Origin of the sequence: Streptomyces sp. NPDC048462 (assembly GCF_043200175.1) — a bacterium.
Classification (GTDB): Bacteria; Actinomycetota; Actinomycetes; order Streptomycetales; family Streptomycetaceae; genus Streptomyces.
In genome coordinates, this window is the sequence record NZ_JBICXG010000029.1 from 61,257 (window position 1) to 72,225 (window position 10,969).

Genomic DNA, 10,969 nt, shown 5'->3' on the forward strand with positions numbered 1-10,969 from the left:
CCTGGAGGTCACCGTGCCCCTTGCCCGCCGTTCCCTCATGGAGGCCGCCGCCGCCCGCTTCGGGTGGCGCCGTGCCTACGGCGACATCACCGAGATCGACGGCCTGCTGACCGAGCAGGCCGAGACCGCGTACACCGGGGCCGCCGACCACGCAGCCCTGGCGACCGCCAAGAACACCGACGTCCTTGCCGTTCGTCCCGGCGTCCTGGACGTCCGCGGCCGCATCTTCGCCGACGTCCTCTACCTGGAGGGCGTCCTGACCGGGGCCCGCAACCGCGGCCTGCCCACGGAGCTCATCGAGCGCCTGGAGGACGCCGTCGACCACGGCCACGAGTTGACCGTGCTCCTCGCGGACACCGTCCGCACCACCGCCGCGCTCCACGCGGTCAGTTGAGCGCCCGGGGCGGCCGCAGGCATCGAACCCGGCCGCCCCGGAGCAGTACCCCTTCCCCTCCCAGAGCGCACTGACAGAAGAAGGAGCCCCATCATCATGACCGCAACCCTGCGCCAGACGGCCACCACCGTCGCCAGCTCGATGATCGAAGGCGCGAGCATGGCCACCGCGCTGATCGGCGGTGCGGCCGGTGCCTACCTCGGCTACCAGCTCGCCCCCGCCGACTGGTCGGACGGAACCCGCATCGCCTTCGCCGGAGCGGTCGCCGTCGTCGGCGCCGTCGCCATCGACGGCCTCGCCGAACTCGCCCTCGTCCCGCTGCGCCGGCTGATGCGCACCCGCAGCCCGCTGCCCTCCACCCGCCGGTCGGGCCCCGCCCCGGCCGCCACGCTGGACGAGGCCCTCGCCCAGGTCGTCACCGCGACCGAGGAAGACGCCGCGCACCGCGCCGCCAGCGCCTCCCTCCGGATCGACGACGGCGACAACTTCCTGCGGAGCGAGGACCGGTGGCGCGGCTACGAGGACGGTGAGGCTTCCTTCTACCTCGCTCCGGGCGTGGTGCTCCACCACCGCACGGAGAGGAGCAAGTACGGCCACCGCGAGCCCCGCTTCACGCTGCTGACCGGCGACGGCGAGCAGCCGGTGGCCATCACCGGCATGGAGGAGATCCGCCACCAGCTCGCCGCCCGCGCTGCCGGCCTCCCCGCCGTCCCGGCGACCGTCGACACCGAGGACAGCGAACACAAGGTCCTGATCACCGAGCTCGATGACCACCTCAAGGCCCTCGAAGCCTGACGGGCTACCCGTTCCGTCCCGGCCCCTGCGCGGCCGGGGCGGTGCGGTGGCCAATCAGCCCACCACGTGATCCCCCACCGAGAGGACCGCACCGACCATGCCTACGACCAAGAACAGGCCCTCCCAGCTCAGCGTCCTGCGCTACGGCGCGTTCGTCCCCCGCACCGCCGAACAGCGCGTCGCCTCCTACGCGCCGACCGTCCGCAACCTGGTCCACGACCACTTCGGCCGCCGCCCGCTGGGTGCGGTCACGATCATCCTGACAAAGCCCCACCTGCTGCTCGGGCTCGCCAACGAGGCGCAGGGCGAAGCGGCGGGCATCCCGGAGAACGTCTGGAAGTCCGTGGGCGTCAAGCAGGCCATCGTCGGCAAGCCCAAGGAGTTCCGCACCGCGACCGTGATCGCTCCCAAGGGCGCGCTGTGGATGTTGCTGAACGCCCCGAAGATGCGCGATCCCAAGCAGCTGAAGCTGAGCCTGCTGCGCGGCTTCGTCGAGGTCGACCAGCTCATTCGCTGCGGCGCCCGCGAGAACCGCATCGCATGGGTCCGCTACGAGATGAACGTCAACCCGCTCAGCAAGCGGCAGGCCAACAAGCTCAAGGCGCAGATCCTCGCCGACGGAGCCGAAGCCGAACGCGTCACTGCGGAGCTCGCCCGGCGCCTGTGATCTGACGCGCCACCGTGCCGCCCCGGCCACCCCGGCCGGGACGGTGCGGTGCCCCGCCAGCCCCCACCAAGCAAGGAGAGTCCATGCTGCTGAACCTCCCCGCCGGTTCCCTGTCCGCCCTGATCGGGCCCCCGGGCTGCGGCAAGTCCACCTTCGCCACCCGCTACCCGGACAGCTGGCGGGTGTGCCTGGACACCTACCGCCTCCTCGCCACCGACTCGGAGGCCGACCAGTCGGCCACGCCGGTCGCCGCCGAGATCCAGGGCCTGCTCCTGGACGCCCGCCTCTCCCGGGGGCTGAACGTGCTGGTGGACTCCACCAACGTGTTCGCCCACGTCAGAGCCGGGCTGCTTGCCCGTACCCGGTACTGGCAGCGGCCCGCCGTCGCCGTCCTGTTCGACGTCCCGCTGGCGACGGTGGAGGCGCAGAACGCGGGTCGCGACCGCGTGGTCCCGCTGCACGTCGTGCGCGAGCACCACCAGCTGCTGCCCGATGCCGACCAGCTCCACCACGAGGGCTTCGCCGCAGTGCACCTGATCTCCGAACTCCTCGCCACGTCCGGCACCCTGCGCCACAGCACGCGCCGCTGAACGACTGCCCATCACCTGCACGTTCCTGACCCGACCTGGAGGAACTCCATGGCACGCACCACCCGGCCCGTCGTCCACTACATGGCGACCCGGCCCGACGGCACCGTCCCGCCCAGCATCGGCAACGCCCCTGGGTACGCGTACCCGCTCAGGACGGGCGACCCCATCCCGACCGTCAACCTCGCCGACCACATCGGCCAGGTCGTCGACCACCCCACTCCGGGCAAGCCCTGGTACGACGAGACCGCCTTCAGCTACTTCCGGACCTACACCCGCCCCGGCGAGCTCTTGGAGCGCGTGGCGTGGCCGGCGCGGCTGTGGGTCGTCGAGCCGCTCGGAGAGACCGGCACCTGGCACGGGTACTCGTACTGGGTGCTCTGCCACCAGCTGCGGGTGATCGAGGAGGCCGAGCCGTGGCACGCTTTCGGGCACCGCGGCAAGGAGGTCTTGGCCGTCCTCGCACAGCTGCCCGACCTCGTCCGGCAGTGGGCCGACCAGTGGGCCGCAGACCCCGAGGGCACGCATCGCACGTACAAGGTGTGGGAGGCGCGGGTGCACGAAACCCGCGCGCTGACCGGCGGGGCGAGCTGCCGGGCAGAGTACTCCCGGCGCGAGGCCGCCCTCCAGGTGGCCAACCAGCTATCCGGGGACGCCGCCGCGCAGGCCGCGACCGCCGCCGGCGCCGCCCCGCACGCCGTTGCCCTGATTCAGCTGCGGGCCCGCTGCCTGGTCGCCGGTCAGCTCATGTTCGACCGGATCCGCTCCGGCGAGTACGAGCAGTCGATCCGCGGTCTGCTACTCGGGGCCGGACTCGACACCCCGGCCCCCGTCCCGGCCTGACCACCCGCCGACGTTCTCCGCGCCACCCCCGGCCAGCGGCCGGGGCGGGCGCCCTTCATCCTCTTCGAGACCAGGAGACACCTGAAGTGATCACCGACACCACCGACGAGACGATCCGCTACACCGCCGACGTCGTCCTGTTCGCCGCAGGCCACATCCTGCTGATCGAGCGGGGCTGGGAGCCGTTCAAGAACCAGTGGGCCCTGCCCGGCGGTCATGTGAACACCGGGGAGAGCAGCCTGGACGCCTCCGCGCGCGAGCTGGAGGAAGAGGCCGGCATCACTGTCCCGGTCGCCGACCTCCAGCAGGTGGGCGCGTACGACGCCCCCGCCCGTGACCCGCGCGGCCGGTACGTCAGCGTCGCCTACACGGCCACCCTGCCCGCGCTGGTCGAACCGACGGCCGGGGACGACGCCACCGCCGCCCGCTGGTGGCCGCTGGACGCGCTTCCCGACCTCGCGTTCGACCACGCCGAGATTGTGGCGGCGGCCGCGAACCGCTGACCCCGTCCCGCGTGAGCGCGGCGTTCCTCCGTGCCGCCCTGTCCTCACCGGCCGGGGCGGTCGCGGTGTTCCGCCACGACCAGCGACAGGAAGGAGAGGGCGTCATGCACCTGGAGTTCTACGAGGTTGACGTCCCGATACACACCGGCGACCAGGCGCGGCACGGTGTGCACGTCTTCACCGGCAAGGCGTCCTCGGTCTCCGAGGCCCTGGACCGCGCTCACCGGGTCTACGACGCGGCGTTCGCCGCGCGGCAGGCCGGGCTCGATGTTCCCGGGCAGCAGGACGGGGGCTGGGGAGCGCGCGGGGTCCGCGACGGCTGGGAGCTGGACTGGGCGGCGGCGAAGGCCGGCCGCTGGTCCAACCCGTTCAGCTGGAGCAGCAAGGAGCACTACGAGCTGTAGCTACGCCCCGGAGCAGGCGCACTAGGCGTCGAAACCGTCGCCTGCCCCGGGCCACCCATCCCGTACTAGACGAGAGGGAGGAACCAGTATGGCCTCCACCGTGCGCGTACAGGCCCCGATCGGGCAACGCGCTCTCTTCATCACCACACTTGCCGTGCCGCTGACCGGCTGGACCGTGCACGCGGTCACCCTGCACCGGAAGCTGTTCGCAGCTCGCCGCGACCCGCTCACCGGGCTGCTCGGACGCGACGGCTACACGGCCAAGGCCCGGCAGATCACCGACCGGTACGGCGATGCCGCCCTGATCGTCCTAGTGGACCTGGACCACTTCAAGCAGATCAACGACGGCCCCGGCGGGCACGCCGCCGGCGACCGCGTCCTGGCCGCCACCGCCGCGCGGCTCACCACCTGGGCGGGCAGCCGCGGGGCGGTCGGCCGGCTCGGAGGCGACGAGTTCGCGGTCGCGGTCCGGATCGGGCCCGCCCGCCGCGAGCTCCGTCTCGCTCAGCTCACGCAGCTGCTTGCGCAGCCCGTCCAGGTCGACGACGGCACCCTGGTCGACGTCGCCGCGTCGGTCGGCGCCGCCTCCCCCGACGTCCTCGGCACGACGGATCTGGGCCTGCTCCAGAGGGCCGCCGATGCCGCGATGTACGCGGGCAAGCACACCGGCCGCGCCGTCCTCGCCGGACCGCAGCACGCCACGGTGCCGTCCATCAACGGCCGCCGCGCCGGACGGCCGGGCACCTACTCCCTGGGGCGGGCGGCATGAGCGACCTCGCCCTCCCCACCGACCCGGGCGCCTGGATCCGGGGCATCACGATCCGCCAGCCCTGGACGACGTGCATCCTCGCCGGGAAGGACGTGGAGAACCGCCCCGCCGCCTGGTCCTGGCGCGGCCTGGTGCTCCTGCACGCCGGAGCGGCCACCGAGCGGGCCCCGCTGCGCGACCCGCTGGTCGCCACCGCGATCCGCGGCCGCGCCCTGCACACCCGGGCCGTCATCGGCGTCGCCCGCCTCGCCGACTGCCACCAGGACGCCGCCGGCACCGCCCCGTGCTCGAAGTGGGCGCAGCCCGACGCGTTCCACCTCGTCCTGACCGACGTTCACGAGCTCGCGTTGCCGATCCCCTGGCTGAACGGCCAGCTCGGGTCGTGGCGTCCGACGCAGGACCTCGTGGACCAGGTCCGCCTCCAGCTCCCTGACCTGCGCGCACCGGAGGGAACCTCATGAACGGCAACCGCACCGGCGTCCCCAGCCCGCCGGCCATCGTCCTCGCCGACGACCGCATCCCCTTCCCCGAGACCGACCAGGTCCTGCGCTGCCGTACGAGCCCGGCCCTGTTCCAGCTCGAGGACATCCGCAACACTGACCAGGAACCCCGCGCCCGCGAGAAGGCACTCGCCCAGGCCAAGCACGCCTGCTCCGGCTGCCCGATCGTCCAGGGTTGCCTGAAGTGGGCGCTGGCCAGCCCCGGACTGACCAAGACGGGGGTGTGGGCGGCGACCACCAAGCGCGACCGCACGCAGCTGCGCAAGGAGCTCGTGGCGCGGCTCGGTGAGGACTGGGTCGGCGTGGTGGCCGAACAGGACCGGCTCCGCAGGCAGCGGCAGCGCGCGGCGCGCGTCGTGCCGCCGACCGTCCGCGAACTGACCCTCGCCCGCCTGGAGCTGGAGGACATCCCCACCCGGCCCGCGCCGTACAACCGCTGGAAGGAACCCATCACCGCGCGGCAGGCGGCGTCCAACCGGCACGTGCTGGAGCTGGTCGCCAGCGGCAAGGCGGCGTAGCCATGTTCACCGACTGGACCGAAGCGCTCGAAGCCGAGTCGCTGCCCCTGAAACCGTCCCCGGCGCAGCAGCTCGCCGCCGCGGCCCGGGTCACCGCCCGCGCCTCCCGCGACAAGGACGACATGGCGCTGCTCCTGGACGTCCTCGGGCTGCCCACCGACCCCGACACCCTCACCGCCCTGCTCCCCCTCCTCCCGGAATCCGGAGACGCACCCACCATGACGAACACCACCCCCGCCGCCCCGGCCCTGTCCGCGCACGAGGCCATGGCGATCTCCATGCACAACAACGGCGACAGCCAGCAGGCCATCCGCGAGGCCACCGGCCTGAGCGAGAGCGAGCTCAGCGACCTCATCGCCGACCAGGTCCTCGGACTGCCCCGCACGGCCGTCGGCGCCCCGGCCATCGACGTCCCGGTCATTCCCCTGGCCGTCGCTGTCTCCACCGAGGTGCAGGAGCTGCTCGCCTGGGCGGCCGCGCACCCGGCCGCCTCGGTCCGCAGCCGCGCCACCCGCATCACCGCCGACCTCTGCGAGCTGTCCGAGCGTTGCGACAGCGAGGCCGCGCAGCGCGAGGCCGAAGCGAAGGTCGCCCGCGCCAAGGCCGAACTGGAGAAGGCGCAGGAGCAGCTGCGCACCGTGAAGGCCGGCACCCGCACGACGGCGGCCGCGACCGTGCCCTCCCCGATCCGTGCGGGTCTGGGCAGTGGCCGCACCCGCGAGGAGCTCGCCGCCATCAGGACGTGGGCGCGGGCCAACGGCCACCAGGTCGCCGACGCGGGCATGATGCGCAAGGTCGTGCTGGAGGCGTACGACGCAGCCCACCAGGCGCCGGTCCGGAAGGCCGGCTGACCCATGGCTGATGCCGCGATAGCCCTGGACGGCTTCCTGGACGACGAGACCGTGCCCGGCGACCTGCAGGGGTCGACGGCGCGGTTCCGCCTCACGGTCAGCCCGACGGACGAGCGTACGGACGAGCTGATCCTGCCGTGCTCGGTCGCCGACCCGATGCTGGCGCACGCGGTCATCCACGACCTGGAGCCCGGCGACAAGCTCCGCGTCACCGGCTACCTCCGGCTGCCCCGCACGCCGAACGAGCCGATGTGGATGGTCGTCAGCACCCTCGCCGTCCTGGAGACCGCGCCCCTGCTGTCCGACCCGGCCGCCGTCGCCACGGCGGTCATCGAGCGGTACGGGCCGTACGTCTGCTGGTTCGACGCCGACACCACCGGCGTGGAGGTGTTCACCGAGCGGGGCACGTGGGTCGGCACCGCACCCGAGCCGAACGAGCTGGGCGAACTGCTCGAAGCCTTCGAGCAGCGTCAGGCCACCGGCGGCGAGTGACCCGGCCGCGCCCATCCGTCCCGAGAACCTCCACCGGTACCCACGCGACTGGCCCCAGACCAGCGCCCGGATCCGGTTCGTACGAGCGGGCGGCCGCTGCGAGTGCACGGGCCACTGCGGCCTGACGCACCCCGACGGCCGCTGCCCCGCCGTCCACGAGGAGATCCACCCGGACACCGGGTCCGTGGTCGGCCTAACCACCCGCCCACCTCAACCACACCCCCGAGGACGTGCGAGATATCGGTAATGCGGGCTATCGGAACCTGCGGAATGGTGACGAGCAGTGGGCCGCGATGGCCACGGGACGATGGTTAGGTCTGTTCGAGGGCATCGACAAGGTCCTCGACCAGCCTCTGGTGCTGCTTTCGCTCGACCTGCCGTGCTGGGCTGGTCAGGACCAGCGTCTTTGCCTGTCCAAGGGCCTCGGGTCCGGCACCCAGCAGTTCGCGAGTGACGAGGATGGAGTCCATCACGCTGATTCCACGGGCGCTCAGCACCTCCTGGATGGATGTCATCTCCGTGCCCGTTGTCAGCAGAGGCCGGAGTCCGGTGGTCAGAGCCGTAAGCCGTGCTGCTCTTTCGGGATCGAGTCCAGTGAGTGCCATTGTTCAGCCCTCCTCAGGCGCAAGGTGCTCGTCTGCGGGGCGGGCCATGACAAGGCCAGCGCTGACGGCTTGTCTGTCGTTGATCCCGAGGTGGTGGATGAAGGCCCAGGTGTCGAGCTGGTCGCTCGCCCAAGTGGGGTCGTATGCCGCAGTGGGAAGCTGCGGTATGCGCTTGCGGCCCGCTTCGTCCAGGCAGTAGGGCTCCTCAAAAGCGTTGATCCACTTCTGGAGAGCAAGGGTGTATCGCTCCTGGGCTTCGGCCGCGGTGGTTCCGAGGTAGGTCGCGATCTGTTCCCAGGAGCTGCCGCGCTCAACTTCGTAGGTGACCGCGGAGGTCAGGGTCTGCTCAGCCAGTTCGATGAGTTGCTGGGCTTGGCTGACCCGCCCTGCGATTCCGGTGTCTGTGTCGTGCCGGGTCCCCACGAGCCCGGCGGCGCCTTCAGCCACTTCCTTGGCGTGATCGGAGAGCACAAGACGGGCCAGCCCTTGGCGGGAGTAGGCAGCTCGGTCATCGTCATAGGGGGTCGTCTCGCTCATGAGGAACAGGGTTCCACGCGCACGTGGTCTGCGAATACTGGATTTCGCTGGCGGCTGGCACCTGGTCGTTCAGCGGCGGACGTGGCTGCGCCGCCGGGGGATGCGTTCATGACGGCCCGCTTCCGCAGATGCGGCCACGGCAACGGACCGATGCCCCCGGCGACCGGAAGGCCGTCGCGGAGTTCACCGCCATGCTCGCCGCCCGCCAGCGCCCGGCCCCGTGGACCGGCCGCGGGGACGCCGCCGTACGGATCGGCGAGCGCGGGCGGCCCCTCCCCGGGCAGCCGGCCGACGCCGACCCCGTCGCCCTGGTCCTCATCCACCCCGACACCGAAGCCGCCCTCACCGGCACGCTCCCCTGCGCCCGGAGCCTCATCCACGGTGCCTGGACCGACCCGTACCGGCTCCTCACCAACGCCCTCGCCGGGCGCACCATCAACCCCGATCTCACCCTGGAGGCATGACTCCGTGCAGCAGATCCGCCGCACCGCCGCCCTCGCCACCACCGCCCTGGCCATCGTGCTGACGCTCACGGCGTGCGGCGCGACCACCCAGTCCCCGGCCCACCACGACAGCCGCATGAAGAAGGCCGCCGGCATCGGCTCCTTGTCCATCGTCTGCAACAAGGACATCTGGACGGACACCCGCCCCGACGGCCTGAAGAAGGTCACCGTCACACCCGCGGACGGTGAGCGCGGCCAGCGCGGCATGGTCCAGGTCACCCTCACCGGTGCCCAGCTCGTCGCGTACCTCAACCAGCTGGACCGGGACGCCCACCCCGGCTGGATGGATCCGGCCTTCCCGACCAGGAAGCCCTCTCCGGCCGCGTCTACGACGCACCCGCCCCTGCCATCGACAAGGCCACCACGTCCCGCTCCACCGCCAACCCCGCCCCCGAGATCCTCATCGACGACACCCTCGCCACCAAGGCACCCTGACCGAAGGGCGGCCCCACCCGATCACGTCGGGTGGGGCCGCCCTTTTTCGTTGTGCAGGCACTTAACCGGGTTAAGTGCCAGTTCGCTCGCGCTGACGATTCGGTGCCTTGGCGCACGCCAAGACGCGCTGCACCCGCCAGTTAACCCGGTTAACTCGTAGGCCGTGCCGACATGGGTGAGGGGGCGCCCCCGCGATCTCGCGGCGCACCCCCCAGGGGCGGGAAGGCTCTACACGAGCGTCACCACGATGTGCACGTGGTGCGTGACGAAGACCAAACTTTCCCAAACGGCGATCCCGGCGACGGCGTAGAGCGTCGCGCCTGTCGGCGAAGCTGCGTCCGGCAGCCGGCGCTTGGGCGGCTCGAACGCAGGCACCGGCGAACGACCTGCGGGAGCGTCATCGGTTCCGTGCTGTCGTACTGACGGCACTTGGCGGTGTGTGCAACGATTGCACATGGTGTGTCCCTTCCGGACGTACCGTGGGCCGGCCCCTCATCGGGTGTTTTGAGAGACGGTCGGTGGGTGGGGCGGCCCGTGTTCTTAGTTCCTGAAGAAGTTCCGGACGCGCAGGATCAACGACACGATCCCGGGCGCGACGGAAACGCTCAGCAAGATCACCTGACTGAGCGCGCCGATGCCCGGCCCCTCAAGCAGCACGGAAATCCCGATCGAGATGCTCACCACCAACGTGGTGAGGGCGGTCCGCGTGAGGACCACGCTCGTCTCCGCGTCCTGCTCGTGTTGCCGGTCCAGGTGCGCATCGGACTTCGCCCTGATCCGCCCATACAGATCATCAACTGCCCTTCCACCATGCCGCTTGTTCATCAGAACCCCCCATCCATTTGCGTCGCCAGAAACCGGAGCACCGCCGCCTTGTCGGTGACCTTGCTGATGCGCTGCTCCGTGCTCGTGGTGCTCGGACCGATGGTGTTGACAGAGATTTCCATCCGCTCGGCCGTCAAGCTGATCGGATAGCCGAAGACCCGACGCGCCTGGAAGATCCGCCACGCCTGCGGCGCCCGGGCAGCCATCCCATCGATGACCCGCAGCCCCTTCATGACCTCCGCGTCGGCCACGCCCGCGAAGAGCTTCGCGTACTGCGTCTGCTGCCAGTACCGCGGCGCCCACGAGCCGGGCACGGCCTTCAACGCCTGGGACGCGTACTCACGGACCAGCGCGTCCAGGTACGCGGCGCGATCAGGAGCCGGCCGCATCCAGTCCGCGCAGATCCACGCGAACGCGTCCTCGACCACACACTCGGTGTCCACCCGCGGGTCGGCGCACATGGTGAACGCGCTCCGTTCACACCGGGTGAAGTTCGCGCCGATCAACGCACGCTGCTCCGCGACGATCTCCGGCGTCGGCCGGTACGGCTTCACACGTCTCTTGGTGAGAGACCGACTGCGCGCGAATCGCGACACCGCACTCCCCTTCCTCGGGCTTCGCACCAATGTGGCACGTGCTGCAGAAGCGCCCGTTACGGGTTCCGCGCTCACCCACAACGGCCGACGGCTGGGCAAGAGCGACCACAGGAAGCGGACTTGACGGGCAGAGGAATGGGGCCGT

Annotated in this window: 18 protein-coding genes; 13 read left to right on the forward strand and 5 right to left on the reverse strand. The window is 71.2% G+C overall.

All coding sequences use genetic code 11. The features are described from left to right. Positions 1 to 13 precede the first annotated feature (13 nt). The 12 genes from ACGFU6_RS32940 to ACGFU6_RS32995 all read left to right on the forward strand — a co-directional run bounded on the left by ACGFU6_RS32940 (position 14) and on the right by ACGFU6_RS32995 (position 7,323). Positions 14 to 394 (forward strand): hypothetical protein, encoded by a 381-nt coding sequence (locus ACGFU6_RS32940; protein ID WP_393616242.1) that lies wholly within the window; start codon positions 14 to 16, stop codon positions 392 to 394. A 96-nt stretch (positions 395 to 490) separates the two neighbouring features. Next, positions 491 to 1,189, forward strand: a complete 699-nt coding sequence (locus ACGFU6_RS32945; protein ID WP_393616243.1) for a hypothetical protein — start codon at positions 491 to 493, stop codon at positions 1,187 to 1,189. A 97-nt stretch (positions 1,190 to 1,286) separates the two neighbouring features. After that, a complete protein-coding gene (locus tag ACGFU6_RS32950) occupies positions 1,287 to 1,856 on the forward strand; it encodes a hypothetical protein (protein ID WP_393616244.1) in 570 nt (189 codons plus the stop codon). A gap of 83 nt (positions 1,857 to 1,939) precedes the next feature. Then, on the forward strand, positions 1,940 to 2,446 hold the full coding sequence (locus tag ACGFU6_RS32955; protein WP_393616245.1) for an AAA family ATPase: 507 nt from the start codon (positions 1,940 to 1,942) through the stop codon (positions 2,444 to 2,446). Between the two features lie 48 nt (positions 2,447 to 2,494). Further along, positions 2,495 to 3,286, forward strand: coding sequence for a hypothetical protein (locus ACGFU6_RS32960; protein WP_393616246.1), 792 nt, complete (start codon positions 2,495 to 2,497; stop codon positions 3,284 to 3,286). An 86-nt stretch (positions 3,287 to 3,372) separates the two neighbouring features. Continuing rightward, a complete protein-coding gene (locus ACGFU6_RS32965; RefSeq protein ID WP_393616247.1) occupies positions 3,373 to 3,789 on the forward strand; it encodes an NUDIX domain-containing protein in 417 nt (138 codons plus the stop codon). Positions 3,790 to 3,800: 11 nt separating this feature from the next. Further along, the gene (locus ACGFU6_RS32970; RefSeq protein ID WP_393616248.1) at positions 3,801 to 4,193 is read left to right on the forward strand and encodes a hypothetical protein; all 393 of its coding nucleotides are present in this window, start codon (positions 3,801 to 3,803) and stop codon (positions 4,191 to 4,193) included. An 88-nt stretch (positions 4,194 to 4,281) separates the two neighbouring features. Beyond that, entirely contained in the window at positions 4,282 to 4,962 is a 681-nt protein-coding gene (locus tag ACGFU6_RS32975) for a GGDEF domain-containing protein (protein ID WP_393616249.1), read from the forward strand. Further along, positions 4,959 to 5,423: a hypothetical protein gene (locus ACGFU6_RS32980; protein ID WP_393616250.1), complete on the forward strand. Its 465-nt coding sequence runs from the start codon at positions 4,959 to 4,961 to the stop codon at positions 5,421 to 5,423. The genes ACGFU6_RS32975 and ACGFU6_RS32980 overlap by 4 nt, the downstream gene beginning before the upstream one ends. Beyond that, entirely contained in the window at positions 5,420 to 5,980 is a 561-nt protein-coding gene (locus tag ACGFU6_RS32985) for a WhiB family transcriptional regulator (RefSeq protein WP_393616251.1), read from the forward strand. The genes ACGFU6_RS32980 and ACGFU6_RS32985 overlap by 4 nt, the downstream gene beginning before the upstream one ends. A gap of 2 nt (positions 5,981 to 5,982) precedes the next feature. Further along, positions 5,983 to 6,831: a histone-like nucleoid-structuring protein Lsr2 gene (locus ACGFU6_RS32990; protein ID WP_393616252.1), complete on the forward strand. Its 849-nt coding sequence runs from the start codon at positions 5,983 to 5,985 to the stop codon at positions 6,829 to 6,831. Positions 6,832 to 6,834: 3 nt separating this feature from the next. Then, complete coding sequence (locus ACGFU6_RS32995; protein WP_393616253.1) at positions 6,835 to 7,323, forward strand: hypothetical protein; 489 nt, start codon at positions 6,835 to 6,837, stop codon at positions 7,321 to 7,323. Between the two features lie 311 nt (positions 7,324 to 7,634). On the opposite strand, the gene ACGFU6_RS33000 is transcribed toward ACGFU6_RS32995, so the two are convergent. Beyond that, entirely contained in the window at positions 7,635 to 7,838 is a 204-nt protein-coding gene (locus tag ACGFU6_RS33000) for a hypothetical protein (RefSeq protein ID WP_393616254.1), read from the reverse strand. Between the two features lie 93 nt (positions 7,839 to 7,931). Further along, positions 7,932 to 8,465, reverse strand: a complete 534-nt coding sequence (locus ACGFU6_RS33005; protein ID WP_393616255.1) for a hypothetical protein — start codon at positions 8,463 to 8,465, stop codon at positions 7,932 to 7,934. Positions 8,466 to 8,593: 128 nt separating this feature from the next. Here ACGFU6_RS33005 and ACGFU6_RS33010 point away from each other — a divergent pair, with 128 nt between their 5' ends. Continuing rightward, positions 8,594 to 8,929, forward strand: coding sequence for a hypothetical protein (locus ACGFU6_RS33010; RefSeq protein WP_393616256.1), 336 nt, complete (start codon positions 8,594 to 8,596; stop codon positions 8,927 to 8,929). 702 nt (positions 8,930 to 9,631) lie between these two features. Here the strand turns inward: ACGFU6_RS33010 and ACGFU6_RS33015 are convergent. The 3 genes from ACGFU6_RS33015 to ACGFU6_RS33025 all read right to left on the reverse strand — a co-directional run bounded on the left by ACGFU6_RS33015 (position 9,632) and on the right by ACGFU6_RS33025 (position 10,782). Next, positions 9,632 to 9,778: a hypothetical protein gene (locus tag ACGFU6_RS33015; protein ID WP_393616257.1), complete on the reverse strand. Its 147-nt coding sequence runs from the start codon at positions 9,776 to 9,778 to the stop codon at positions 9,632 to 9,634. Between the two features lie 165 nt (positions 9,779 to 9,943). Further along, positions 9,944 to 10,228 (reverse strand): hypothetical protein, encoded by a 285-nt coding sequence (locus ACGFU6_RS33020; RefSeq protein ID WP_393616258.1) that lies wholly within the window; start codon positions 10,226 to 10,228, stop codon positions 9,944 to 9,946. Continuing rightward, the gene (locus tag ACGFU6_RS33025; RefSeq protein WP_393616259.1) at positions 10,228 to 10,782 is read right to left on the reverse strand and encodes a hypothetical protein; all 555 of its coding nucleotides are present in this window, start codon (positions 10,780 to 10,782) and stop codon (positions 10,228 to 10,230) included. The genes ACGFU6_RS33020 and ACGFU6_RS33025 overlap by 1 nt, the downstream gene beginning before the upstream one ends. Between the last annotated feature and the right edge of the window lie 187 nt (positions 10,783 to 10,969).

Bases quoted from the DNA above. Each gene is read 5' to 3' on its own strand.
- ACGFU6_RS32950 (WP_393616244.1), top strand. From the start codon at position 1,287: ATGCCTACGACCAAGAACAGGCCCTCCCAGCTCAGCGTCCTGCGCTAC.
- ACGFU6_RS33000 (WP_393616254.1), bottom strand. From the start codon at position 7,838: ATGACATCCATCCAGGAGGTGCTGAGCGCCCGTGGAATCAGCGTGATG.
- ACGFU6_RS32960 (WP_393616246.1), top strand. From the start codon at position 2,495: ATGGCACGCACCACCCGGCCCGTCGTCCACTACATGGCGACCCGGCCC.
- ACGFU6_RS32975 (WP_393616249.1), top strand. From the start codon at position 4,282: ATGGCCTCCACCGTGCGCGTACAGGCCCCGATCGGGCAACGCGCTCTC.
- ACGFU6_RS32955 (WP_393616245.1), top strand. From the start codon at position 1,940: ATGCTGCTGAACCTCCCCGCCGGTTCCCTGTCCGCCCTGATCGGGCCC.
- ACGFU6_RS33005 (WP_393616255.1), bottom strand. From the start codon at position 8,465: ATGAGCGAGACGACCCCCTATGACGATGACCGAGCTGCCTACTCCCGC.
- ACGFU6_RS32945 (WP_393616243.1), top strand. From the start codon at position 491: ATGACCGCAACCCTGCGCCAGACGGCCACCACCGTCGCCAGCTCGATG.
- ACGFU6_RS33020 (WP_393616258.1), bottom strand. From the start codon at position 10,228: ATGAACAAGCGGCATGGTGGAAGGGCAGTTGATGATCTGTATGGGCGG.
- ACGFU6_RS32985 (WP_393616251.1), top strand. From the start codon at position 5,420: ATGAACGGCAACCGCACCGGCGTCCCCAGCCCGCCGGCCATCGTCCTC.
- ACGFU6_RS32990 (WP_393616252.1), top strand. From the start codon at position 5,983: ATGTTCACCGACTGGACCGAAGCGCTCGAAGCCGAGTCGCTGCCCCTG.
- ACGFU6_RS32980 (WP_393616250.1), top strand. From the start codon at position 4,959: ATGAGCGACCTCGCCCTCCCCACCGACCCGGGCGCCTGGATCCGGGGC.
- ACGFU6_RS33010 (WP_393616256.1), top strand. From the start codon at position 8,594: ATGCGGCCACGGCAACGGACCGATGCCCCCGGCGACCGGAAGGCCGTC.
- ACGFU6_RS32995 (WP_393616253.1), top strand. From the start codon at position 6,835: ATGGCTGATGCCGCGATAGCCCTGGACGGCTTCCTGGACGACGAGACC.